This is a genomic window from Phenylobacterium sp. (assembly GCF_030651185.1).
Taxonomy (GTDB): domain Bacteria; phylum Pseudomonadota; class Alphaproteobacteria; order Caulobacterales; family Caulobacteraceae; genus Phenylobacterium.
Genome location: NZ_JAUSCJ010000004.1, coordinates 61,165 through 84,425, shown reverse-complemented (window position 1 = coordinate 84,425; position 23,261 = coordinate 61,165). Strand labels below are relative to the sequence as shown.

The 23,261-nt window shown below is 69.1% G+C and carries 17 protein-coding genes; 8 read left to right on the top strand and 9 right to left on the bottom strand.

The window, feature by feature from the left end; genetic code table 11:
* Positions 1-52: 52 nt before the first annotated feature.
* From Q7J39_RS00895 to Q7J39_RS00885, 3 genes are all read left to right on the top strand, one after another.
* On the top strand, positions 53-697 hold the full coding sequence (locus Q7J39_RS00895; protein ID WP_304819465.1) for a glutathione S-transferase family protein: 645 nt from the start codon (positions 53-55) through the stop codon (positions 695-697).
* Between the two features lie 109 nt (positions 698-806).
* Entirely contained in the window at positions 807-3,095 is a 2,289-nt protein-coding gene (locus tag Q7J39_RS00890) for an NADP-dependent malic enzyme (protein WP_304819464.1), read from the top strand.
* A 94-nt stretch (positions 3,096-3,189) separates the two neighbouring features.
* Positions 3,190-4,497: an Hsp70 family protein gene (locus Q7J39_RS00885; protein WP_304819463.1), complete on the top strand. Its 1,308-nt coding sequence runs from the start codon at positions 3,190-3,192 to the stop codon at positions 4,495-4,497.
* Here Q7J39_RS00885 and Q7J39_RS00880 read toward each other — a convergent pair.
* Positions 4,494-9,335, bottom strand: a complete 4,842-nt coding sequence (locus Q7J39_RS00880) for an NAD-glutamate dehydrogenase (RefSeq protein WP_304819462.1) — start codon at positions 9,333-9,335, stop codon at positions 4,494-4,496. The genes Q7J39_RS00885 and Q7J39_RS00880 overlap by 4 nt on opposite strands.
* Positions 9,336-9,536: 201 nt before the next feature.
* Positions 9,537-10,658 carry an AI-2E family transporter gene (locus tag Q7J39_RS00875; RefSeq protein WP_304819461.1) on the bottom strand — a complete coding sequence of 374 codons (1,122 nt, stop codon included), beginning with the start codon at positions 10,656-10,658 and terminating at the stop codon, positions 9,537-9,539.
* A gap of 228 nt (positions 10,659-10,886) precedes the next feature.
* Here Q7J39_RS00875 and Q7J39_RS00870 point away from each other — a divergent pair, with 228 nt between their 5' ends.
* Positions 10,887-12,389, top strand: coding sequence for a helicase HerA-like domain-containing protein (locus Q7J39_RS00870; protein ID WP_304819460.1), 1,503 nt, complete (start codon positions 10,887-10,889; stop codon positions 12,387-12,389).
* Positions 12,386-13,579: a DSD1 family PLP-dependent enzyme gene (locus Q7J39_RS00865; RefSeq protein WP_304819459.1), complete on the top strand. Its 1,194-nt coding sequence runs from the start codon at positions 12,386-12,388 to the stop codon at positions 13,577-13,579. The genes Q7J39_RS00870 and Q7J39_RS00865 overlap by 4 nt, the downstream gene beginning before the upstream one ends.
* 4 nt (positions 13,580-13,583) lie before the next feature.
* On the opposite strand, the gene Q7J39_RS00860 is transcribed toward Q7J39_RS00865, so the two are convergent.
* The 3 genes from Q7J39_RS00860 to Q7J39_RS00850 all read right to left on the bottom strand — a co-directional run bounded on the left by Q7J39_RS00860 (position 13,584) and on the right by Q7J39_RS00850 (position 17,493).
* Positions 13,584-13,742, bottom strand: coding sequence for a hypothetical protein (locus Q7J39_RS00860; protein ID WP_304819458.1), 159 nt, complete (start codon positions 13,740-13,742; stop codon positions 13,584-13,586).
* Positions 13,743-13,888: 146 nt separating this feature from the next.
* Positions 13,889-16,615 carry a PAS domain S-box protein gene (locus tag Q7J39_RS00855; protein ID WP_304819457.1) on the bottom strand — a complete coding sequence of 909 codons (2,727 nt, stop codon included), beginning with the start codon at positions 16,613-16,615 and terminating at the stop codon, positions 13,889-13,891.
* Positions 16,616-16,710: 95 nt separating this feature from the next.
* The gene (locus Q7J39_RS00850) at positions 16,711-17,493 is read right to left on the bottom strand and encodes an SDR family NAD(P)-dependent oxidoreductase (protein WP_304819456.1); all 783 of its coding nucleotides are present in this window, start codon (positions 17,491-17,493) and stop codon (positions 16,711-16,713) included.
* A gap of 60 nt (positions 17,494-17,553) precedes the next feature.
* Here Q7J39_RS00850 and Q7J39_RS00845 point away from each other — a divergent pair, with 60 nt between their 5' ends.
* Together Q7J39_RS00845 and Q7J39_RS00840 are read left to right on the top strand one after the other, a co-directional pair.
* Positions 17,554-17,976 carry a YkvA family protein gene (locus Q7J39_RS00845; RefSeq protein WP_304819455.1) on the top strand — a complete coding sequence of 141 codons (423 nt, stop codon included), beginning with the start codon at positions 17,554-17,556 and terminating at the stop codon, positions 17,974-17,976.
* Between the two features lie 159 nt (positions 17,977-18,135).
* Positions 18,136-18,633, top strand: coding sequence for a MarR family winged helix-turn-helix transcriptional regulator (locus Q7J39_RS00840; RefSeq protein ID WP_370689972.1), 498 nt, complete (start codon positions 18,136-18,138; stop codon positions 18,631-18,633).
* Here Q7J39_RS00840 and Q7J39_RS00835 read toward each other — a convergent pair.
* Genes Q7J39_RS00835 through Q7J39_RS00825 form a run of 3 tightly spaced genes read right to left on the bottom strand, consistent with a single transcriptional unit; the run spans position 18,630 to position 20,871 of the window.
* Complete coding sequence (locus tag Q7J39_RS00835) at positions 18,630-19,406, bottom strand: molybdopterin-binding protein (RefSeq protein ID WP_304819453.1); 777 nt, start codon at positions 19,404-19,406, stop codon at positions 18,630-18,632. The two genes, Q7J39_RS00840 and Q7J39_RS00835, sit on opposite strands and share 4 nt — an antisense overlap.
* A complete protein-coding gene (locus tag Q7J39_RS00830) occupies positions 19,403-20,242 on the bottom strand; it encodes a cytochrome b/b6 domain-containing protein (protein ID WP_304819452.1) in 840 nt (279 codons plus the stop codon). The genes Q7J39_RS00835 and Q7J39_RS00830 overlap by 4 nt, the downstream gene beginning before the upstream one ends.
* A gap of 20 nt (positions 20,243-20,262) precedes the next feature.
* Complete coding sequence (locus Q7J39_RS00825; protein ID WP_304819451.1) at positions 20,263-20,871, bottom strand: hypothetical protein; 609 nt, start codon at positions 20,869-20,871, stop codon at positions 20,263-20,265.
* A gap of 206 nt (positions 20,872-21,077) precedes the next feature.
* Between Q7J39_RS00825 and Q7J39_RS00820 the strand changes: the two genes are divergently transcribed.
* Positions 21,078-22,379 carry a sodium:proton antiporter gene (locus tag Q7J39_RS00820; RefSeq protein ID WP_304819450.1) on the top strand — a complete coding sequence of 434 codons (1,302 nt, stop codon included), beginning with the start codon at positions 21,078-21,080 and terminating at the stop codon, positions 22,377-22,379.
* Here Q7J39_RS00820 and Q7J39_RS00815 read toward each other — a convergent pair.
* The gene (locus Q7J39_RS00815) at positions 22,376-23,245 is read right to left on the bottom strand and encodes a DMT family transporter (protein WP_304819489.1); all 870 of its coding nucleotides are present in this window, start codon (positions 23,243-23,245) and stop codon (positions 22,376-22,378) included. The two genes, Q7J39_RS00820 and Q7J39_RS00815, sit on opposite strands and share 4 nt — an antisense overlap.
* Between the last annotated feature and the right edge of the window lie 16 nt (positions 23,246-23,261).

The following is a 23,261-nucleotide window of genomic DNA, read 5'->3' as shown; positions in this document are numbered from 1 at the left end:
CTGCGCCCGACAGCGCGCCCGCTTCGAAGAGGCGCGCCCGACAGGAAACACCATGAAGCTCTATTCCGCCGAACTCTCGCCCTTCGCCGCGCGCCCACGGGTCGCGATCTACGCCAAGAACCTGCCGGTGGAGATCCTGGCGCACCCGACGGACCTGAAGAGCCCGGAGTACCTGGCGATCAATCCCATGGGCAAGCTGCCGGCCCTGGTGCTGGACGACGGCACGGTGATCCCGGAGAGCGACACCATCGTCGAATATCTGGCCGACGCCTTCCCGGCCACGAACCTGCGGCCCGCCAACCCCGCCGATATCGCCCGCGGCCGGCTGATCGCCCGGGTGGCCGAGCTCTATGTGATGGCCTCGGGCAGCGCCCTGTTTGGCCAGATGAACCCCGCCACCCGCGACGCCGCGGTGGTGGACGACGCCTTCGTCAAGCTGGAGAGCGGCCTGGAACACCTGAACGTCTTCATGACCGACGACACCTATGCGGTGGGCGACAGCATCACCACCGCCGACTGCGCGCTCGTCCCCATGCTGATGTTCGTGGGCGTGTTCGGCATGGTGTTTGTCAAGGGTGACCTGCTGGCCCGGCACACCAAGGTCGCCGCCTATTGGGGCCGCGTGCAGCAGGAGCCGGGTGCCGCCAAGGTGCTGGCCGAGATGCAGGCCGCCCTGGCGGCCCGCCGCGCGGGCTGATCGCCTGTCTGGCCAAGCTTTGGCCAGACAGGTTGTTTCAGGGCGCCGGCCTCTGTAGGTTGGCGCCCTTCGTTCCCAAGACCTCAGCGCCCAAGGACACGCCGCCCCTATGAGCGACGCCGAAAAACGCACCTTCACCGATGAGGAAGCCCTGAGCTTCCACCGGGACCCGACGCCCGGCAAGATCGCCATTGTGCCCACCAAGCCGATGGCGACCCAGCGCGACCTCAGCCTGGCCTATTCGCCGGGGGTGGCGGTGCCGGTCCTGGCCATCGCCGAGAACCCGGAGCTGGCCTACGACTACACGTCGAAGGGCAACCTGGTGGCGGTGATCTCCAACGGCACGGCGATCCTGGGCCTCGGCAATCTGGGGGCGCTGGCCGCAAAGCCGGTGATGGAGGGCAAGAGCGTGCTCTTCAAGCGCTTCGCCGATGTCGACTCCATCGACATCGAGGTCTCGGCCACCGATCCGGACGAGATCATAACGGTGGTCAAGAACATCGGCGTGACCTTCGGCGGCATCAATCTGGAGGACATCAAGAGTCCCGAGTGCTTCCGCATCGAGACCGAGCTGCAGGAACTGCTGGACATCCCGGTGTTCCACGACGACCAGCACGGCACGGCGATCATCTCGTGCGCGGGCCTGATCAACGCCTGCCACATCACCGGACGCGAGCTGAAGGACGTCAAGGTGGTGCTCTGCGGGGCCGGGGCGGCGGGGATCGCCAGCCTGGACCTGATGAAGGCCATGGGGGTGCGCCACGAAAACTGCATCGCCGTGGACAACACCGGGGTGATCTATCGTGGCCGCACCGCGGGCATGAACCAGTGGAAGTCGGCCCATGCGGTGGACACCGACGCCCGGACGCTCGCCGAGGCCCTGGTGGGCGCCGACGTCTTCCTGGGCCTGTCGGCCAAGGGCGTCCTGACCCAGGACATGATCATGAAGATGGCGCCCAACCCGCTGATCTTCGCCATGGCCAATCCCGATCCGGAGATCCTGCCCGAGGAGGTCCACGCCGTGCGGCCCGACGCCATCGTCGGCACCGGGCGCAGCGACTATCCCAACCAGGTCAACAACGTGCTGGGCTTCCCCTACATCTTCCGCGGCGCGCTGGACGTGCGCGCCCGCCGGGTGAACCTGGAGATGAAGATCGCCTGCGCCAACGCCCTGGCCCAGCTGGCCCGCGAGGATGTGCCCGACGAGGTGGCCGCGGCCTATCACGGCCAGCAACTGAAGTTCGGCCCGCAATACATCATCCCCTCGCCCTTCGACCCGCGGCTGATCTGGTACATCCCGCCCTTCGTCGCCCAGGCGGCGATGGACTCCGGCGTGGCCCGCAAGCCCATCGAGGACATGGACGCCTACCGGGCCTCGCTGGCCCAGCGCCTCGACCCCACCGCCGCCTTCCTGCAGAAGCTGCAGGGCACGGTGCAGGCGGCGCCGAAGAAGAAGATCGTCTTCGCCGAGGGCGAGGAGCCCAGCGTGATCCGCGCCGCCTACGCCTTCCAGAGCGCGGGCCTGGGCCAGGCGGTGCTGGTGGGTCGTGAGGACCTGGTGCTGGAGAACATGGTCGCCGCCGGCCTGGACCCCAAGGACAGCGGCCTGGAGATCATCAACGCCCGGCTGTCGCACCGGAATCCGGAATATGTCGACTATCTCTATGGCCGGCTGGCGCGCCAGGGCTTCCTGAAGCGCGACGTCCAGCGGCTGATCAACCAGGACCGCAACTCCTTCGCCGCCTCCATGGTGGCGCTGGGCCATGCCGACGGCATGGTCACCGGGGTGACCCGCTCCTACGACCAGGTGCTGGAGGAGGTGCTGCAGGTCATCGACCCGGCCCCCGACGGCCGGGTGATGGGCATGAGCGTGGTGCTGGCCAAGGGCCACACCCTGTTCATCGCCGACACCAATGTCACCGAGATGCCGGAGGCCGACGAACTGGTGGAGATCGCCCTGCAGGCGGCCCGCACCGTGAGCGTGCTGGGCTACACTCCGCGGGTGGCCTTCATGTCCTACTCAACCTTCGGCAACCCCATGGGCCAGCGCAGCGAAAAGGTGCGCGACGCCGTGGCCATGCTCGACGAGATGGACGTGGACTTCGAGTATGAGGGCGAGATGCCGCCGGAGCTGGCGCTCGATCCCGAGAAGCGGGTCAACTACCCGTTCATGCGCCTCACGGGTCCCGCCAATGTGCTGATCATGCCGGCCATCCACTCAGCCGCCATCTCCACCCAGCTGGTGCAGGCTGTCGGCGGGGCGACCGTCATCGGGCCCCTGCTGCTGGGCCTGTCGAAGTCCGTGCAGATCTGCCCGCTCTCGGCCTCGGTCAGCCGCATCCTGCAGATGGCCACCGTGGCCGCCTACGAGCAGGACCTCGTGGAGGCTCTGACCTGATGCTTCGGGCCGGCCTCACGAACTAAGCGGGTCGCGCACCGTTGCGGTGGGGCGGCGATCCGTCGTCCCCACCTTCCCAGAAACGGAGCGCGCCATGGCCGGTACGATCGGCATCGATTTCGGGACCACCAATACGGTGGTGGCCCTGGCCGGCGGGCAGGGGCCGGCGACCCTGGTGACCTTCCCCGCGCCGGAGGGCGAGCTGTTCGCCTTCCGCTCGGCGATCAGCTTCCATGCGCCGGCCGAGCGGCCCAACGACCGCACGGTGGAGGCCGGGCCCTGGGCCATCGACGCCTATGTCGAGGACCCGCTGGAGACCCGTTTCATCCAGTCCTTCAAGAGCTTCGCGGCCTCGGAGAGCTTCACCGAGACCCAGATCCTGGGGCGGCGCTACCAGTTCGAGGACCTGCTCTCGGCCTTCCTGCTGAAGCTGCGCGACCATGCCGGCGCCGACCTGGCGGCCCTGCCCGACCGGGTGATCGTCGGGCGGCCGGTGACCTTCGCCGGCGGCGCGCCCAATCCGGAGCTGGCCCTGCGCCGCTATGAGACGGCCTTCGCCCGGCTGGGCTTCAAGGAAATCCTCTATGCCTACGAGCCGGTGGGGGCGGCGTTCTTCTTCGCCCGCGAGTTGAAGGCGGACGCCACGGTGCTGGTGGGGGACTTCGGCGGCGGCACCAGCGACTTCTCGATCATCCGGTTTTCAAGGCAGGACGGCGAGATCGCCTCGACGCCGCTGGGGCGGTCGGGGGTGGGGGTGGCCGGGGACGCCTTCGACTACCGGATCATCGACCATCTGGTGTCCCCGGAACTGGGCAAGGGGACCAGCTACACCTCCTTCGGCAAGACCCTGCCGATCCCCAACCGCTACTATTCCACCTTCGCCCGCTGGGACCAGCTGGCCCTGATGCGGGCCAGCCGCGACATGCGCGAGATCCGCAAACTGGTGCGCGAGGCCGTGGAGCCCGACAAGATCGCCCGGCTGGTGGAGACCCTGGACGAGAACTACGGCTACCTGCTGTACCGCTCGGTGAGCCGGCTGAAGGAGGCGCTGTCGCGGGACACGAGCGCCCAGTTCCGCTTCGCGGCGGGCAGTATCGAGATCGTGCGCGACGTGGCGCGGACGGAGTTCGAGAGCTGGATCTCGCCGGAACTGGGCCTGATCGAGACCGCCGTCGACGAGGCCCTGGCCGACGCGGGCCTCAAGCCCGACCAGATCGACCGCATCTTCCTGACCGGCGGCTCGTCCCTGGTGCCGGCGGTTCGCGCCATCTTCCACCGCAGGTTCGCGTCCGACCGCATCGAGAGCGGCAGCGAACTGGAGTCCATCGCCTCGGGCCTGGCCCTGATGGGCCGGGAGCGCGACCTCGCCCGCTGGTGCCAGAGGGCGGAGCTGTCCGCCTAGCGCTTCTTCTCCATCGTCGCGCTGGCGGCCAGTTCGCGTAGGGCGGCGTTGGCGATGGTGAGCTTGGCGAAGGTCCAGCGTCCGCCGGCCGCCTCGATCTCCTCGATGGACTTGGCCGCGGCCTCGGCGGCGTCGTGGCGCAGGGCGGTCCAGGAGGCCACAGCCTTCTGAGCGGAGGCTTGGGCCTCTCCGGCCTGGGCGCTGGCGGCGAAGGCCATGATCGAGCGGGTGAGCGTCGCCTGTTCGGCCAGCAGATCCTCCAGCAGGCGACGGACCGCGGTCCGCTCGAAGGCGTCCCCGGCCGTGAAGCCCCCGGCGGCCGCGCGCAGCCGGTCGAAGGCGAAGACCGCGCCGGTCTGGTGATAGAGCCGGGCCACATTGGGCAGGGCCCAGGAGGAGGCCTCGGCCAGGTCCACCAGGTCCACCGCGGTGGTCAGGGGCTGAAGATTGGCCACCTGGGCGGCCAGCGCCTCGGGGGCGCCAGCCTCGATCAGCTTGTCGATCTGGGCCGTGGTGCGGGTCTGTTCGACCTCCGACAGCACCCCGGGGCCGAGCTTGCGCAGGATCGCGGTGCCCGGGCCGTAGCGCTTGATCAGCTCGGCCACCCCGGCGCCGGAGCGGCCCGCCCGGCGGGCGAGCCAGAAGGTCTCGCCGCGCAGGGTGTAGGCCAGGCGGCGGAACAGGGCCATCTGGCCGGAGGCCGGAGCCTGGCCGGGAATGGCGGGGTCGAGGCCGGCGACCGCGTTCCACAGCTCGGGCAGGCCCAGCACCGCCTTGGCCGCCTCATAACCGGTGACGAAGGCGTGGGTGTCGCAGGAGGCCGCGGCCATCAGGCGCGAGGGGAAGCTTGGCCCGCAGCGGTTGACCACGTCGTTGGCCACCACGGTGGCGATGATCTCGCGGCGCAGCCGGTGTTTGCGCAGGGCGTCGTCGTACCTGCGCAGGCCCTTGGGGAAATAGCCCTCCAGCACCGCCTCGAAATGCGGATCGTCGGGGGCGCGGGAGGCGACGATGTCGTGGGACAGCTCCAGCTTGCCATAGGCCAGCAGGACAGCTTCCTCGGGCCGGGTCATGCCCAGGCCCCCGTCGGCGCGGGCGGCGATGACAGCGGCGTCCGGCAGGCCTTCCACCGCGCGGTCCAGCCGCCCAGCCTGCTCCAGCCGGGTCATGAACTGGGCGTGGGGCTCGAGCTCGCCGCCGGAGTCCAGGTCCATCAGGGACAGGGCCAGGGTCTGGCCGTAGTTGTGGGCCAGGACGTGGGCGGCCACGTCGTCGGTCATGGACTTCAGCAGCTTGTCGCGTTTCGGCCGCGTCAGAATTCCGGTTCGTTCAAGAATCCCCGTGGCGATCTTGATGTTGACCTCGTGGTCGGAGCTATCGACCCCGGCGGAGTTGTCGATGGCGTCGGTGTTGATCTTGCCGCCCGAGAGCGCGAACTCGATGCGGCCGGCCTGGGTGAGGCCGAGATTGGCGCCCTCGCCCACCACCTTGACACGCAGGTCCGAGCCGTTGACGCGCAGGGAGTCGTTGGTCTTGTCGCCGACCTCCAGGTGGCCCTCGGTGCGGGCCTTCACATAGGTGCCGATGCCGCCGAGATAGAGCAGCTCGACCGGCGCCTTGAGGATGGCCGAGAGCAGTTCGGCCGGCGTCGCGGTCTCGGCGGTGATCTCCAGCATCGCGCGCACTTCGCGCGAGAGCGGAATGGACTTCAGGGTGCGCGGGAAGACCCCGCCGCCCTTGGAGATCAGCTTGCGGTCATAGTCGTCCCACGACGAGCGCGGCAGCTCGAACATGCGGGCCCGCTCGGCATAGCTGCTGGCGGTGTCCGGATCGGGGTCGAGGAAGATGTGGCGATGGTCGAAGGCCGCCTGCAGCCGGATCACCGGCGACAGCAGCATGCCGTTGCCGAACACGTCGCCGGACATGTCGCCGACGCCGACCACGGTGAAGGGCTCGCTCTGGATGTCCTTGCCCAGTTCGCGGAAGTGGCGCTTCACCGCCTCCCAGGCGCCGCGCGCCGTGATGCCCATGACCTTGTGGTCGTAGCCCGCCGATCCGCCCGAGGCGAAGGCGTCCCCCAGCCAGAAGCCGTAGGACTCGGCGATGCCGTTGGCGATGTCGGAGAAGGTGGCGGTGCCCTTGTCGGCGGCGACCACCAGATAGGGATCGTCGGCGTCGTGAACCACGACGTTCTCAGGATGGATGACCTTGCCGTCCGGGGTCAGGTTGTCGGTGATGTCCAGCAGGCCCTGCAGGAAGGTGGTGTAGGCGCGGATGCCCTCGGCGCGGACGGCTTCCGCCGCGCCGCCCTTCGGCAGCTGCTTGGGATAAAAGCCGCCCTTGGAGCCGACGGGGACGATGACCGCGTTCTTGGTGTTCTGCGCCTTGGCTAGCGCCAGGACCTCGGTGCGGAAGTCGTCGCGCCGGTCGCTCCAGCGCAGGCCGCCGCGCGCCACGGGCCCGAAGCGCAGGTGAACGCCCTCGACATGGGTCGCCCAGACGAAGATCTCGCGGAACGGCTTGGGCAGGGGCAGGTCGGCCAGCTCGCCTGAGGCCACCTTGAAGCTGATATAGGGCTTGGACGAGCCGTCGGGATTGGGCTGGTAATAGTTGGTGCGCTTGATCGCGCCCACCAGCAGGGCCAGCCGGCGCAGCACCCGGTCGTCGTCCAGGCTCTCCACCAGCTGCAGGGCCTCGACAATCTCGTCCATCACGGCGGCGGCCTGGGTGTGGCGGGCCGCCAGGCTGGCGTTGATGGCCGGATGGAACTTGGTCCGGAAGAGATCCAGGATCAGGCGGGCGACGCCGGGATGGTTGGACAGCGCCTCTTCCTGCACCCGCTGGCTGGGGTCGAGGCCCGACTGCTGGCGGTGCCGGGCCAGGGCCCGGATCAGGGCCGCGTCGCGCCAGGTGATGGACAGCTCCAGCACCAGGCGGTTGAAGCCGTCGTTCTCGGTCCTGCCGCTCCAGACGGCGACGAAGGCGTATTCGAACGCGGCCTTCACCTCGTCGAAGACCAGGTGCTCGCCGCGCTCGTCGTCCAGCTCGAAGTCGTGGACCCAGACCGGCGCCGCGCCGGCCCGGGTGATCGGGAAGCCGGTCTCCACCATGGCCTTCAGGCCCATGTTCTCCAGGATCGGCAGGACATCGGCCAGCGGGGCCGGCGCGCCGGGGCGATAGAGCTTGAAGCGGAACTGGGTCTTGCCGTCGCCGGCCCGGCGATAGGCGCGGACCCGAACCGACTCGCCAACCTCCAGGCTGTCGATCACCGCCAGATCGGCCAGGGCCTCGGCGGCGTCGTAGCGGTCACGGTAACCGGCGGGATAGGCCTGGGCGTAGCGGGCCAGGATGTCGGAAACCTCGGCGGTCGGGCGGCCGCTGGCCCGGGTGGCGGCGTCGAAGCGGTCCTCCCAGGTGCGGCTGGCCAAGGCGATCTGAGCTTCCACCGCCTTCAGGTCGGGGTCGAGGTGGTCGCCGGGGGTGAAGCCGATGATGAAGTGGACCCGGGCCAGGGGGGCGTCGGAGAAGTGGGGATAGTAGGCCGAGACCCGGCCGCCATAGGCCTTGGCCAGCAGCGCGCCGGCGGTGGTGCGCAGGTCGGAGTCGTAGCGTTCGCGCGGCACGTAGAGCAGGACCGAGGCGAAGCGGTCATAGGGGTCGCGGCGCTCGAACACCCGCACCCGAGGCCGGTCATAGAGGTGCAGGACGGCCAGCGAGGTGGCCAGAAGCTCAGCTTCGCTGGCCTGGAAAAGCTCGTCGCGCGGGTGGTTCTCGACGATGTTGCGCAGGCGCTTTTCGTTGTGGCTTCCCGGCGTCGCCCCCGCCTTGGCCAGCAGATTGGCCACCTTGGCGCGCAGCAGCGGCACGTCGTGGGCCGGCTCGTCATAGGCCTCGGAGGTGAAGAGGCCTACAAAGCGGACCTCGCCGCAGGGCTTGCCGTCGGCGCCGTACCGCTTGACCCCCACATAATCCATGTAGCCACGCCGATGGACGCGGGAGCGGACATTGGACTTGGCCACCGTCACCGGCGGATCGGCCAGGCGCGAGCGGATCTGGGCGGTCAGGACGGCGGGCTCCGACGAGCGGCGCAGCACGGTGCGCTCGGGGTCCCGCAGCACGCCGAGGCCGTCCTGCGGCTGGTAGAGCGGTTCCTCCGGCGCATAGGCGCCGTCCGCGAGGCGCGGGTACTCGTAGACCCGGGCGCCCAGATAGACGAAGTGCTCATTGTGGAGCCAGGAGAGGAAGGCGATGTCCTCGTCGCGGACCTCGCTCTTGGGCGCGGCCTCCAACTCGGAAATGGCGCGAGCCATCAGGTCCAGCATGGCGGGGAAGTCGTCCACGGCGGCGCGCACATCGGCCAGCGTGGTCTTCAGCCCGGTCAGCAGGGCGGCTTCGCGGTCTTTGCCCACGGTCTCCAGAACCACCTGGATCATGGACTCCCGACGCGGGCTTCCGGTCTCGGCGCGCGCGCCCTTCCGGTCGCGGGTGACCGTCACGATGGGGTGGAACATGGCCCGGACCGACAGGCCCTGGTCGGCGATCTCCCCCATGATGCTGTCCACCAGGAAGGGGGCGTCGTCCTGCACGACCTCCAGGCGGTCGAGTCCGGCCTGCCCGTGGACGAGGCGGATCACCGGAGCCTTGCCCCTGCGGATCGCCGCCGAGGTCCAGAAGTCGGCCAGGGACGCGGCCAGGCCCTCGGGCGGCAGTTCGGGAAGCTCGTCAGGGGCGGCGTCGGCGGCGGCCTGGTCGATGAAGGCGCGACTGGCGTCGGTCTCCGGGACCAGGGCCCGGAAGGCCTTGATCAGGGCGTTGGCGGCTTGCGGGCGGCGGGTCATCGACGGGCTCGCGACACGAGAACGCCGCCGGAGGAGAGTGTCCGGCGGCGCCTGGTTCCGCCAAGGGGGTGTGGCGGAACACTCGGTCCTCGCGTCGCCCGGGGGCTGAGAAAGCGGGCGTCGAGGTGTCGGGTCTTGCCCGAGCCACCCTCAGATAGGCATTGAACGGCCAAGTTTAAGACCCCGGTCTTGCGGCCCGCCTCACGCTTGCGTGACGCCGCGGCGGCGTTTCGGTTTCGGCTTCTCGTGCGGGGCGATCCCGGCCTTGCGGTCTCGCAGTTTTTCGGGCGCCCCGTCGGCGGACAACAGCACCGCGACCCAGCGGGTTCCGTCGAACTGGGCGAGGATCACCATGGCCATCACCGTCAGCGGGGTGGAGAGGAACATGCCGGCCACGCCCCAGATGGCGCCCCAGAAGGCCAGGCTGAGCAGGACCACCACAGGGTCGATGTTCAGGCTGTCGCCCTGCATGCGCGGCAGGACCACGTTTCCCACCACGAACTGGATCAGTTGCAGCACGCCCAAGAGGACGATGGCGGGCCAGAAGGGCTCGAACTGGATCAGGGCGAAGATCGGCGGCGCCAGGATGCCCACCGCGCCGCCGATGATCGGGATGTAGGAGGCGATGAAGATCAGGAAGGCCCAGAACACCGCATTGTCGAGGCCGATCACCGCCATGACGATCCAGGAGGCCACGGCGATCATCAGGCCGGTGACGGTCTGGACCCAGAGATACTGTTCCACCCCGTCGCGGATGCGTTGGAAGGCCTCGATGGCCTCGTGGCGGGCGGCCCGGTTGTCCGACAGCCCCACCAGCTTGCGCTCGAAGGCGTGCCGCGAGGCGATGATGAAGCCCAGATAGATCAGGATGAAGAGGGCGTTGGAGGCGAAGCTCTGAAAGCCGCGCGCCACGTCGCCGATATATTTGCTGGGGTCGAGTCGCATGAAAAGCTGGTCGATGGTGGGGGCCACATCCACGCCGGCCGCCCCGGTCAGCTGGGCGATCAGCTGGTTGAGCTTGGGGATATAGGTGACGAGCTGTGTGGCGAAGCTGGCGCCGTTGTCGGCGATGACGAACAGGGCCGTACCAAACAGCAGGATGGAGACCAGGAGCGCCACCGGCATGGCGGCGCGGCCGGGGAGCCAGGGAAACTTCCGCTTCAGCACCCGGGCGAAGCCGTCAATGACAATGGCCAGGAACATGGCCATGGCCGGCGGGGTCAGGATGTCGGCCAGCCAGTAGATGGTGGCGCCTGACGCGATCACCGCCAGGATGACCAGGCAGATGCGGGAGACGTTGGTGGTCTGTTCGGCGGCGGGCATGGAGCCGACTGTCCTCGGGGTCGCGGGTGGCGTCAATTGGGCTGTCTACCCTGATTTTCGGGAGATGATGCTGCGTTGTTCGGCGGTTCTGGCTTGGCGCCGGCAAGGCTGAGCCAGAACGCGCGAGTTTGGCGAAATGATCTCCCCCGCGACAATTGTTTACGCTTGGCCGTGGCGACGCAGGCCGGCTGGCGATAGCGTGGCGCCCGCAGTTCCAAGGAGCATTCCATGGCCGACGACGGCGTCCTGATCGGGTTTTCCGACCACCTCGAGAGCCTGCGGCTCGACCGAGCCAACCGCCACGGCCTGGTGGCCGGCGCCACGGGGACCGGCAAGACCGTGACCCTGCAGGCCCTGGCCCAGGGGTTGTCGGACGCCGGCGTGCCGGTCTTCGCCGCCGACGTGAAGGGCGACCTCTGCGGGATCGCCGCAGCGGGGGCGCCCAATGAGAAGATGCTGGCCCGGGCCAAGATCATGAACCTGGAGCTTCGCCCGGCGGCCGCCCCGGTGGTCTTCTGGGACCTGTTCGGCGAGCAGGGCCATCCGATCCGCGCCACGGTCTCGGAGATGGGCCCGTTGCTGATCTCCCGCATGCTGGAGCTCAACGACGTGCAGGAAGGCGTGCTCAGCGTCGTCTTCCGCGCCGCCGACGAGGAGGGCCTGCTACTGCTGGACCTGAAGGACCTGCAGGCGGCGCTCACCTATACCTCGGAGAACGCCAAGGCGCTGGGGGCGAAGTACGGCAATGTCTCGACCGCCACGGTGGCCACCATCCAGCGCAAGCTGCTGACGCTGGAGGACCAGGGCGGCGCCAACCTGTTCGGCGAGCCGGCCCTGCGGCTCTCGGACCTGATGCGCACCGACGGTTCGGGGCGCGGCTATGTGAACATCCTGGCGGCCGACAAGCTGATCGCCAGCCCCAGGCTTTACGCCACATTCCTGCTGTGGCTGATGAGCGAGTTGTTCGAGGAGCTGCCGGAGATCGGCGATCCCGACAAACCCCGCCTGGCCTTCTTCTTCGACGAGGCCCACCTGCTGTTCCGCGACGCCCCCAAGCCGCTGCTGGAAAAGGTGGAGCAGGTGGTGCGGCTGATCCGCTCCAAGGGGGTCGGGGTCTATTTCGTCACCCAGAACCCGGCCGACATCCCCGAGACGGTGCTGGGCCAGCTCGGCAATCGGGTGCAGCATGCCCTGCGGGCCTACAGCCCCCTGGACCAGCGAGGCCTGAAGGCCGCGGCCGACAGTTTCCGCACCAATCCGGCCTTCGACACCGCCGACGCCATTCAGGCCCTGGGGGTCGGGGAGGCCCTGGTCTCCGTGTTGGACGAGAAGGGGGCGCCCACCATGGTGCAGAAGACCCTGATCCGGCCGCCTGCCTCGCGGCTCGGACCCCTGACCCCTGCTGAACGGGCCGCGGTGATGGCGGCCAGCCCGGTGCGCGGCCTCTATGACGAGGCCCAGGACCGGGAGTCGGCCTTCGAGAAGCTGGCGGCGCGGGCGACCGCCGCCGCCGAGGCCGCCGAGGCGCCGCCCGTGCAGCAGCGCCGAGCCGAACCCACGCAGCCCTGGGGGGATGAGCCGGCGCCCACTCGCCGCCCGGCTGCGCGGGCCTCGACCCGCCAGTCCATGGGCGAGACCTTCGCCAAGCAGCTGCTGCGCACCGTCGCCAGCACCGCGGGCCGCGAGATCATGCGCGGCCTGATGGGCGGCCTGAAGCGTAGCCGCCGATGAGCAGCGAACGCAGCCTGGAGGCCATCACCGCCGAACTCGGCGCCCTGGCCGACCGCCCCTCCACCGTGCTCTCCCTGGCCCTGATCGGCCAGCCGGGCTCGCGCTGGCAGATCCCGACGCCGGCCGGGGTCATTGACCTCGACGCCTTCGACCGCAACGTGGCGCGGATGGCGGCCCGGGCCAAGGCCGCGGGCCTGGCCCTGCGGCCCCACGCCAAGTCCCACAAGTGCGCCGCCCTGGCCCGGCGGCAGATCGCTGCGGGCGCCGTGGGCGTCTGCTGCGCCAAGCTTGGCGAGGCCGAGGCCCTGTCGGCCGCGGGCATCCGCGGCATCCTGATCACCTCGTCGCTGGCGGGTCAGCCTTCAGCGGCGCGGGCGGCCAGGCTGGCCGGGATCGACCCGGACTTCGCTATCACCGTCGACCATGCGGACGGGGCCACGGAGATCGGCCAGGCGGCGCAGGCGGCCGGCGTCATGGTGCGGGTGGTGATCGACGTGGACCTGGGCATGGGACGGACCGGGGTCTCCAGCGTCGAGCAGGCCGTGGCGGTGGGGACGGCGATCGCCGCCCAGCCGTCCCTGAGGCTGATCGGGGTGCAGGGCTACGGCGGCCATTGGCAGCACATGAGCGGCGCCAATGAGCGCACCGCCGCCGTGGCCGATGGGATCGGCAAGCTGTCGGACGCGGTCTCGGCGCTGCGAGCGCAGGGCCACGATATCAAGCTGGTCACCGGCGGCGGCACGGGCACTTTCTCGGCCGATGCGGCCCAGGGCGTCCTCAACGAGATCCAGGCCGGGTCCTACGCCTTCATGGACCGCGAGTATCGGGAAGCCCTCGGCTCCGATGACGACGGGGCCTTCGAGACCAGCCTGACGGTCCAGGGCCGGGTGATCAGCGCCAACGCCGAGCGCTGGGTGACGGTGGACGCCGGCCTGAAGGCCTTCGCCACCGACGGCCCCGAGCCCGAGCCCCTGGGTGAGGCCTGGGCCGGCTCCAGGTACCGCTTTTTCGGCGACGAGCACGGCATGGTGACGCGACCCCGGCACAGGGCCGTGGCGCGGGGCGAGCGGGTGGAGTTCACCGCCCCGCACTGCGATCCCACCATCGACCGCTATGATCTGCTGCATCTGGTGCGAGGCGACGTGCTGGTGGACCTTGTCCGGGTCGAGGGACGCGGCGCCTCGCAGTAGGGCTTTATTTCGGCTTGTCGGCCGGGGCGTCCTTGAAGGCTTCCTTCACCTCGTCCTCGGTGATGCGGGCCTTGGGGTTACCGGGCTGGCCGAGGTTCTGTTCCTCGGTGCCGTCGCCCAGCACGCCGGGCTGGGAGCCGTCGTTCTTCTGTTCCTGAGTCATGTGCGCAGCCTTTTGGTTGGAGGGTGTCGCAGGCGCAACGCCACTCCCCCGCCGTTGTTCCGGCCCTAGAGCGGGATGCGAAAAAGTGGGAACCGGTTTTTCGCGTCAATCCCGCTCTAAACATAAGGAAGCGATCACATCGTGATCTAGGGCGTGACGCCGGTCAGGGCGTCGCGCACCGCCGCGCTGAGCTGTTCGGCGCGGAAGGGCTTGCGGACCACGGGCCAGGTGATCTCCGCCGAGCCGCCGGCGAACTGGTCGCCCGCATAGCCGGTGGTCAGCACGATAGGCAGGCTGGGACGCTGGGTGTGGGTCCAGCGGGCCAGCTCTACCCCGTTCATGCCGCCGGGCATGACGATATCGGAGATCAGCAGGTCGAAGGCCTGGCCGGTCTTCAGGCGGGCCATGGCCGAGGGGCCGTCGACGTCGGTGGTGACCTCGCAGCCCATCTCCTGCAGCAGGCTCTCGGTAACGGCGCGGACGGCGGCGTCGTCCTCCACCAGCAGGATCGCGGCGCCCGCCGCCCAGCTGTCGTCGGTGGGCTCGCGGACGGCCTCCACCGTGGGAACTGCGTCGATGGCGGGGACATAGAGCGTCACGGTGGCGCCCTCGCCCGGGGCCGAGTCGATGGTGACGGTCCCGCCGCACTGGCTCATGAAGCCGTAGACCTGGGCGAGGCCCAGGCCCGTGCCCTTGCCCACCTCCTTGGTGGTGAAGAAGGGCTCGAAGGCGCGCTGCATCACCTCAGCCGCCATGCCCGGGCCGGTGTCGGCGACGCTGACGGCCACATAGTCGCCGGCCGCCACGCCAGAGACCTCGCCGTCCGCCAGGACCACGCGGCGGGTGAGGATGTGGATCGCGCCGCCGCCCTCCACCGCGTCGGTGGCGTTGACCACCAGGTTCAGCAGGGCCGCCTCGAACTGGGCCGGGTCGAGGCGGGACGCGCCGATCCCGGGCTGGCAGTCGACGGTGAGGTCGATGGCCTCGCCCACCGCCCGGCGGACCAGGGGCTCGACCTGCTCGATCAGGGCCCCGACATCCATCACCTCCAGCTTCAGCTCCTGACGGCGCGAGAAGGCCAGCAGCTGACGGGTGAGGCGTTCGCCGCGGCGGCCGGCGGCCAGGGCGGCCTCCGACAGGCGTTTGACCCGGGCGGTGTCGGCCGGGTTCTTCAGGATCATGTCCAGGCCGCCGATGACGACGGTCAGCAGGTTGTTGAAGTCGTGGGCGACTCCGCCCGTGAGGCGCCCCACGGTCTCCAGGCGATGGGCCTGGGCCAGCGCCGCCTCGGCGCGGGCGCGTTCCTCCAGGCTGGCCTCCAGTTCGCGGGTGCGCTCGGCGACGCGCTCCTCCAGGTCGCGGCGGGCCTCGACGATCTCGGTGACGTCGGAGGAGGAGCCGAACCAACGGCGGATCGCGCCGTCCTCTTCGCGGATGGCCGAGGCGCGGGCGTTGAACCAGCGCCACACCCCGTCATGACGGCGCAGCCGGTGTTCCAGGTCGAAGGGCAGGCCGCCCTGGAGGGCCTGCGACCAAGCCGCCTGCAGGTCGTCGCGGTCATCGGGATGGACAGCCTTCAGCCAGCCGTCGCCCAAATGCTCAGCGGCGGGAACGCCCGTAAAGTCGATCCACTGCGGGCTGAAATAGTCGAAGTCGCCGTCCGGCCGGGCCGACCACAGAAGCTGGGGCAGGGAGTCCACCAGGGCGCGGACCCGGGCCTCGCCGCCCCGCAGCTGGGCCTCGGCGGTCTTGCGGTCGGTGATGTCGGAGCAGGAGCCGATGTAGCCCAGGAACTTGCCGTCGCCGTCGAAGCGCGGCGCGGCGGCCTCGTCGATCCAGCGATAGGCCCCGTCGTGGCGCAGGATGCGATATTCCAGCCGCGCCCGGCTGCGGGCCGTGAAATGTGCGTCATAGGTCGCCAGCACTCGCTCGCGGTCCTCCGGGTGCACTTCCTCGAGCCAGCCGCGGGCCAGTTCCTCCTGCATCGGCCGGCCGGTGAAGGCCAGCCAGGAGGCGTTGAACCAGACGGCGCCCAGGCTGGGTCCGCTCATCCAGATCATCACCGGGGCGGCGTTGGCGATGTGCTCGAATTCGTCGCGGCTGCGGCGGGCCTCTTCCTCTGCCGTGCGCACCGCCTGGTCGGCGAGTCGTTGGTCGGTGATGTCGTGGAAACTGACCGCCAGGCCATCCCCCAGCTTCAGGGCGCTGGACCTCATCCAGTGCTCCTCGCCCTCAATAACCCGGCGGACTTCCCGCTCGTCAGGGCCGCCGGAGTCGAGAGCCAGGCGCAGGCGCTCGATTGCCTCGGCGGCGTTGTCGCGGGGGAAGACCTCGGTGACCCGTCGCCCCACGAGCCCCTGAAGATGTGGGGCCATTCGGTCGGCGGCGGGATTGGCGTAGGCCCATGTGAAGTCTGCGACCTGGCCGTTCTCCCACACCGGCTCCAGGATCACGAAGCCGTCCAGGGCCTGTTCCTGGAAGATTCGGAACCGCTCTTCGACGGCCGCGCCGCGCTGGATGGCCAGGCGCAGGCTCTTGGCGATGACCACGGTCAGGGCGCCGGTGGCGAGGAAGAGGATGAGCTGAAGCTCCCCCTCGCGCCAGGACTCCGCCGATGAGCCCTTGGGCAGCCAGAGGGCCCAGACGATGGCCCCGCTCAGCAGGGTCGCGCCGAGCCCGCCGCGCAGGCCCGCCACCAGGGCGCCGAACAGAATCGCCGGGAAGAAGGCCATGAAGTTTGGCGGGTCGACCAGGACCAGGCCGGCTAGGCCGCGGACCGCGGCGGCGATTCCGACCGCACCGAGCGCCGCCAGATAGCCGACAAGGGGACGCTCGATCGCGACTGCGAAACGCTGCGCCCACCGACCAATCATCACACGACAATGCCCCACACAGGGCCCCACCGAACCCCTAATCGGAGGGAACGTAAAGCGTGGCCTTACGGTTCCCTCCGTCGCTTGGGCTCAAATCAGCGCGGCGCCATCCGGATCGCGCCGTCCAGACGGACGTCTTCACCGTTGAAATAGCCGTTGGTGATCATGGTCAGCGCCAGCTGGGCGTAGTCGTCGGCCTGGCCGAGGCGCTTGGGGAAGGGCACCGAATTGGCCAGGGCCTGCTTCACCGCTTCCGGCGCGCCGCGCATCAGCGGGGTGTCGAAGATGCCGGGCAGGATGGTGTTGACGCGAATGCCTTCGCTGGCCAGGTCGCGGGCGATGGGCAGGGTCATGCCCACGACGCCGCCCTTGGAGGCCGAATAGGCCGCCTGGCCCATCTGGCCGTCCTCGGCCGCCACCGAGGCGGTGTTGACGATGGCGCCGCGCTCGCCGTCTTCCAGGGGCTCCAGGTCCAGCATGCCCTTGGCCGACTTGGCGATGCAGCGGAAGGTGCCCACCAGGTTGATCTGGATGATCAGGTTGAAGGCGTCGAGGGGGAAGTGCTTGGTCTCGCCGGTGGCCTTGTCGCGGCCGGCGGTCTTGATGGCGTTGCCGGTGCCGGCGCAGTTGACCAGGATGCGTTCCTGGCCGTGAGCGGCGCGGGCCTTGGCGAAGGCCGCGTCGACTTCCTCTTCCGAGGTGACGTTGCACTTGCAGAAGACGCCGCCGACTTCTTTTGCGACTTCTTCGCCCTTGGCTTCGTTCATGTCGAAGATGGCGCACTTCACGCCCTGGGCCGCAAGCTGGCGGACCGTGGCTTCGCCGAGGCCAGAGGCGCCGCCGGTGACAACCGCGGCGATAGAGGAATTGAGTTTCATGGACGCGTCGCTCCCGGTTCTGATTAGACTAGGTCTGGTTTCCCCCGAGGCTTTAGACCGATGAGCGGCAAGTCAAAAGCGTCACGCCACGTCAATGGCGATGGTTTCGACGCCCGCGCGGCGATCGACCCCAAGCACGCCCTGGTTCCGGCCGTGCAGAAGGTCAACGAACGGCGGGTGGCGGAGGGCTTCTGGCCCAAGTTCCGCAAGGTGGCGGCCAGGATTCCCTTCGCCGACGACCTGCTGTCGGTCTGGTACTGCGCCCGCGACCCGGCGACGCCGAAGGCCGCCAAGGGGCTGATGATGGCGGCCCTGGCCTATTTCGTCCTGCCCACCGACGCGCTCCCCGACATTCTGGGCGTGATCGGATTCACGGATGACGCTGCGGTGTTCGCCGCCATGATGGCGGTGGTGGGCAAGAACCTGAAACCCCGCCATCGCGAGGCGGCCCAGGGGTTCCTGAAGCGGATGACGGGCGACTAGAGCGGGATGCGAAAAAGTGGGAACCGGTTTTTCGCGTGTCAATCCCGCTCTAAACATTAGGAATCGATCACGTTGATGATTTTGGATCGTTTCGATCCAAGATCATCATGATCTAGGCGCCGTGTGGCGCGGCCACGTGTGATCCGGTAGCCTTTCATGATGAGCAAATCGGTCGCCGCCCGCGCGAAAATCCAGCCGAAACCGGCGAACGTCGGAGACCTGCTGCGCCTGGACCTGCAGCTCTGCTTCGCCCTCTATTCGTCGGGCAACCTGATGAGCCGGCTCTACCGGCCGCTGCTGGCGCCGCTGGGCCTGACCTATCCGCAGTACCTGGCGATGATGGCGCTTTGGGAAACCTCGCCCCAGACGGTGGGGGCCCTGGGCCGGCGGCTGAGCCTGGATTCCGGCACCCTCACCCCGCTGTTCAAGCGGCTGGAGAGCGCGGGCCTGGTGGCGCGGGCGCGCGATCCGCAGGACCAGCGCCGGGTGCTGGTCACCCTCACCGAGGCCGGCGCCGCCCTGAAGGCCCGAGCCGCCGACATCCCCTGGACGGTGTTGTGCCAGCTTCCGCTGCCGCCCGAGGAGGCCGTGGCGTTGAAGGCGACCCTGACGCGGCTGGCGGCGGGGCTTGGCGAGCTGGTGGCCGACGAGGACTAGATCCCGGCGTACCACTGGTAGCCGCGGTCTTCCCAATAGCCGCCCCGCCCGCGGCCCAGGGTCTCGAAACTGTCGATGGCCTCGATGCGCATGACGTACTTGGCCATCTTGTAGCCCAGCTGCCGCTCCAGCCGCAGCCGGATCGGCGCGCCGTGGGCCACGGGCAGGGGCGCGTCGTTCATCTCGTAGGCCAGGATGGTCTGGGGGTGGAAGGCGTCGGCGATGGCGATGGTCTCGTAATAGTCGCCACTGCCGTCCAGGGTCAGTTCCAGGGTGTCGGCGCAGAAGAAGGCGATGTAGCGCGCCTGCGGCTTCAGGCCGGCCCGCGTCAGCAGGGGGCCGAGCCGCGCGCCGCGCCATTGGGCGATGCTGCTCCAGCCCTCGACGCAGTCGTGGCGGGTGATCTGGCTGCGGGCGGGCGCGGCCTGCAGGTCGGCCAGCGACAGGCTGAGGGGCCGCTCCACCAGCCCCCCGATCTGTAGCCGCCAATCTGCGAAGCCGCCCGCCGCCAGGGCCTGGTATTCCTCGCTGTCGGGATTGGTGGTCCCGTTGGCCCGGAAGTCCGGCGAGATGGCGCTCCGGTCATACTCACGCGCCAGGGCCGAGCGGCCGACGAACAGGCCGTGCAGGCGCCGGTTCAGGCTCTCGGCGCCGTCCAGGGTGGCGTTCACCTGGGGCGATTGGGTGAGCTTGTCGCAGGAGGCGACGGCCAGACCTGCGGCGGTGGTCAGGCCGCCGCGCAGCCAGGCTCTGCGGGTCGTCGGCGCGGTCATGGCGTGTCCTCCTCGGCGGGCTTGATGACGAACCAGCCGGTGATCATCGAGCGCAGCTCGTTCACGGGTCCGGCCAGGACCACCATCCCGACATGGACCACCACGAAGGCGACAAGGCCGCTGGCGCAGAGGAAATGCAGGGTCCGCGCCGTCTGCCGGCCCCCCAGGACCATCGCCAGATGGAGGCGGGCGTCGACCGCCGGGGACATGGCCAGGCCGGTCAGCACCATCAGCGGCAGCAGGCCGAACACCACCGGCAGGTAGGTCAGCTTCTGCAGCACGTTGTAGCGCCGCGCCTCCTCGCCGCGGGCGAACCGTAGCCGCAGGTGATCGCGGAGCGCGTGGCCGATGTGGCTCAGCTGATCCCGCGTCGGAACCAGCTCCCGCTGCAGCCGGCGGCTGAGCAGGCCGGTGGCCAGGTAGAGCGCGCCGTTCAGAACAAATAGCCAGGCGAAGAAGAAGTGCCAGCGCCGCCCGGCGCCCAGGTCGAGTTCGCCCGGCAGGGTGAGCCAATGAGGGATAGCGCGCGAGGTCATCAGGCCGTCGGCGTTCTTCGACGCGCCCAGCAGGCCGGTGGTGTCGATATTGAGGCCCGGCGCGATCAGCCGGCTCCGCGGTTCGCCGTCGTTGCCCATCTCGCTGACGATGGCGGCGAAGGGCTCGGCGAACCGCGCCGTCTCGCCCCAGTAGAAGGCCGGGTGGCTGCACAGGATCTGCAGCCCGCTAAGCAGCAGCACCACCAGGCTGGCCAGGTTCACCCAATGGGTGATCCGCACCACGGCGGGGTGGCGGAAGACCAGCAGGCGTCCGCCTTCCAGCGGTTTGTCGAGGGGCATGAGCGTGAGGATCCTTTGCCCTACATCGGCGGCGCCTTGCCGTTCTCGCCGACCGCGACGCTGTTGGTGATCAGGCCGCCGGGGGTCTGGATCGCGGCCATGAAGACCTTGGCGCCGGGGGTGATCAGGGTCCGGGCGCCCGGCACGATCTGCACGATCGGGGTCTTGGCCGGCACGACGATGCGGCGCACGCCGGTGGAGTAGCTGACGTCGAAGGCGCTGCCGGACTTGTTGGCCACCACCTTGCCCACGGTGCCGTTGGTCATCATCGAGCCCTTCTTCAGGTCCCAGCCGTAGTGGCCCTCCCCCAGTTTCACGCCGGGCGGGAAGACGTGGACCTCGAGCGAGCGGCCGGTGCCGTCCTTCTGGGGCATCTCGGCGGTGCCGATGAAGCTGCCGGGCACGATCTGGGCGACGGTCACCGGCTTGGTGATCTGCACGGTCCAGTCCTTGGTCAGGCCGAGGGTGAGCTTCTTGCCCTCCCGCGAGGTGACGTTCAGCGAGGTCGGGGTGACGGCGGTCACCGTGCCGCGCACGAACTGAGGCGCCGGCGGCGCGGCGGGCGCCGACAGGGCGGGGGCGGCGACGAGCAGGGCGGCGCCGATGGAAAGAGCTAGGACGTGCTTCATGACAGCCTCTGGCGGGAACTCGGCCATCTCGACCGATGGCCCTTTCATCCGCCGCCAAACGTGTCAGGTCAAATTGAATTTTACGCAATTGAATTGGCCGGTGCGGCCTGCCGGGCGCGTGTCGCGCCGAAGATCCAAGGCCCGCCGTCGCGACCTCGGGCCCGCTCGCGCATTAGTGCATCTCCCGCCCAACCCTCCGGATCGCGATGCCCGACCCCTATATCCTCATCCTGTTCGTGATCGGAGCCCTGGTGGCCCTGGTCGCCTGGCTGCCCCTCGCCATCCGACGGGCTCCGCTGTCCTTGCCGATCGTCTGCATCGTCCTCGGGGCCGGTCTTTTCAGCCTGCCGCAGGTCGGGCTCAACCCCATGCCCCAGGCCTATCCGGAGGTGACGGAGAGGCTGACGGAGTTTGTGGTGATCATCGCCCTGATGGGGGCGGGATTGAAGATCGACCGCATCTTCAATCTGAAGCGATGGCAGGTCACCTGGCGCCTGCTGGGCGTGACCATGTTGCTGTCGATCGCCGCGATCGCCTGGCTGGGGGTCACTCTCCTGGGTCTTGGGCTGGCCGGCGCGATCCTGCTGGCGGGCAGCCTCGCGCCCACCGACCCCGTGCTGGCGGCCGACGTCCAGGTCGGCGCGCCGCAGGAGGGGCGAGAGGACGAGGTCCGCTTCGGGCTGACGTCGGAGGCCGGCTTGAACGACGGTCTGGCGTTTCCCTTCGTGAACCTGGCCATAGCCCTGGCCCTCGCGGCGTCGGGCCCGACAACCGGCTGGCTCACCCAATGGCTCACCGTCAGTGTTCTGTGGAAGGTCCTGGCGGGGCTCGGAGCCGGCTGGGTGCTCGGCTGGGTGTTTGGCCGGCTGACCTTTGCGCTGCCGGTCAGTTCGCGCCTGGCCGGGACCCGCGACGGGTTCATCGTTCTGGCGGCGACCTTCCTCTCCTACGCGGTCGCCGAGATGCTGCACAGCTACGGCTTTCTGGCGGTGTTCATCGCCGCGCTGGCCTTCCGTCACGCCGATCCCGACCACAGCTTCCACGTCGAGATGCACGACTTCATCGAGCAGATCGAACGCATGGGGATGATGGTGGTGCTGGTGTTGTTCGGGGGCGCCTTGGTCTCGGGGCTTCTCGCGCCGCTGCGACCCATCGATGTCGCCGCCGCGCTCCTCATCGTCTTGGTGGTTCGTCCCCTGACGGGGATGTTGGGCCTGGTCGGATGGCGCAGGCCTCTGCGCGAGAAGCTGATCCTGGCCTTCTTCGGGATCCGCGGGGTCGGCTCGTTCTACTACCTGGCCTTTGGCCTCAACGCCGCGCCCTTCGAGGGGGGCGACCGCCTTTGGGCCATCGTGGGCCTCATCTGCCTGCTGTCCATTCTGCTGCACGGCGTCACGGTCACGCCGGTGATGCGATGGTTCGATCGCAGCCAGGGTCGCGATCCCGACGCCGAGCAAGACGGCGAGGCCGCAAATCGCGGGTCGGCGCCGTCGCGCCCGGGCGGCTAGACCGGTTCGACGAGCGCCGCGGCGGCCACCTTCGCCCGGCTGGCCAGGTGTTCGCGCCAGGTGATGAATAGGGTGGAGACCACCACCACGCCGGCGCCCACCACGGTCCAGATCCCCGGGACTTCTTGGAAGAGGGCGAAGCCGACGATCACCGTGAAGACCAGGCGGATATAGTCGATGGGGGCCATGGCGCCGGCGTCGCCGATGGACATGCCCTTGATGTAGCAGCCCTGGGTGATGGTGCCGAGCACGCCCATGGCGGCCAGCAGCAGCAGGTCGAAGGGCTCGGGCCAGCGCCAGGCCAGGAAGGCGCCGGGCAGGGCCAGCACCAGGCCAAGGCTTGCTGACCAGACCAGCAGCACCATGGGGGCGTGGTCCCGTGTCATCACCTTCATGCCGGTGATGGTGAGCGCGAACAGGAAGGAGGAGGCCAGCATGGCCATGGCGGGCAGGCCGATGGCGAAGTCGTGCCCCGCGCCAGGCCGCAGCATGATCAGCACGCCCAGGAAGCCCACCACGGCGGCGCCGATGCGCAAGGGGCCGACTGGCTCGCGGACCACGAAGAAGGCCAGGGGCACCAGCCACAGGGTGCGGGTGAAGGAGAGCGCATTGGCGTCGGCCAACGGCATCTTCTGGAAGGCGTAGAAGGAGAGGATCATCCCCACCGTGCCTGCCGCCGAGCGGAAGATCAGGATGCCGGGCCTTGTGGTGGCGAAGGCCGCGCCGCGATGGCGCAGGATGACCGGCAGCATGATCAGGAAGCCAAAGAACTGCCGGTAGAAGGTCTGCAGCGAGGCGGCGTAGTCGTCTCCCAGATACTTGATCAGGGTGGTCATGGCCGTGAAGCCGACCGCCGAGGCCACCATCCACAGGGCGCCGTGC

Excerpts from the sequence above, each read along its gene's own strand:
- Q7J39_RS00850 (WP_304819456.1), bottom strand. The coding sequence starts at position 17,493 with ATGAAACTCAATTCCTCTATCGCCGCGGTTGTCACCGGCGGCGCCTCT.
- Q7J39_RS00880 (WP_304819462.1), bottom strand. The coding sequence starts at position 9,335 with ATGACCCGCCGCCCGCAAGCCGCCAACGCCCTGATCAAGGCCTTCCGG.
- Q7J39_RS00885 (WP_304819463.1), top strand. The coding sequence starts at position 3,190 with ATGGCCGGTACGATCGGCATCGATTTCGGGACCACCAATACGGTGGTG.
- Q7J39_RS00865 (WP_304819459.1), top strand. The coding sequence starts at position 12,386 with ATGAGCAGCGAACGCAGCCTGGAGGCCATCACCGCCGAACTCGGCGCC.
- Q7J39_RS00870 (WP_304819460.1), top strand. The coding sequence starts at position 10,887 with ATGGCCGACGACGGCGTCCTGATCGGGTTTTCCGACCACCTCGAGAGC.
- Q7J39_RS00820 (WP_304819450.1), top strand. The coding sequence starts at position 21,078 with ATGCCCGACCCCTATATCCTCATCCTGTTCGTGATCGGAGCCCTGGTG.
- Q7J39_RS00815 (WP_304819489.1), bottom strand. The coding sequence starts at position 23,245 with ATGGTGGCCTCGGCGGTCGGCTTCACGGCCATGACCACCCTGATCAAG.
- Q7J39_RS00830 (WP_304819452.1), bottom strand. The coding sequence starts at position 20,242 with ATGCCCCTCGACAAACCGCTGGAAGGCGGACGCCTGCTGGTCTTCCGC.
- Q7J39_RS00860 (WP_304819458.1), bottom strand. The coding sequence starts at position 13,742 with ATGACTCAGGAACAGAAGAACGACGGCTCCCAGCCCGGCGTGCTGGGC.
- Q7J39_RS00855 (WP_304819457.1), bottom strand. The coding sequence starts at position 16,615 with ATGATTGGTCGGTGGGCGCAGCGTTTCGCAGTCGCGATCGAGCGTCCC.
- Q7J39_RS00845 (WP_304819455.1), top strand. The coding sequence starts at position 17,554 with ATGAGCGGCAAGTCAAAAGCGTCACGCCACGTCAATGGCGATGGTTTC.
- Q7J39_RS00890 (WP_304819464.1), top strand. The coding sequence starts at position 807 with ATGAGCGACGCCGAAAAACGCACCTTCACCGATGAGGAAGCCCTGAGC.
- Q7J39_RS00895 (WP_304819465.1), top strand. The coding sequence starts at position 53 with ATGAAGCTCTATTCCGCCGAACTCTCGCCCTTCGCCGCGCGCCCACGG.
- Q7J39_RS00840 (WP_370689972.1), top strand. The coding sequence starts at position 18,136 with ATGAGCAAATCGGTCGCCGCCCGCGCGAAAATCCAGCCGAAACCGGCG.
- Q7J39_RS00875 (WP_304819461.1), bottom strand. The coding sequence starts at position 10,658 with ATGCCCGCCGCCGAACAGACCACCAACGTCTCCCGCATCTGCCTGGTC.
- Q7J39_RS00835 (WP_304819453.1), bottom strand. The coding sequence starts at position 19,406 with ATGACCGCGCCGACGACCCGCAGAGCCTGGCTGCGCGGCGGCCTGACC.
- Q7J39_RS00825 (WP_304819451.1), bottom strand. The coding sequence starts at position 20,871 with ATGAAGCACGTCCTAGCTCTTTCCATCGGCGCCGCCCTGCTCGTCGCC.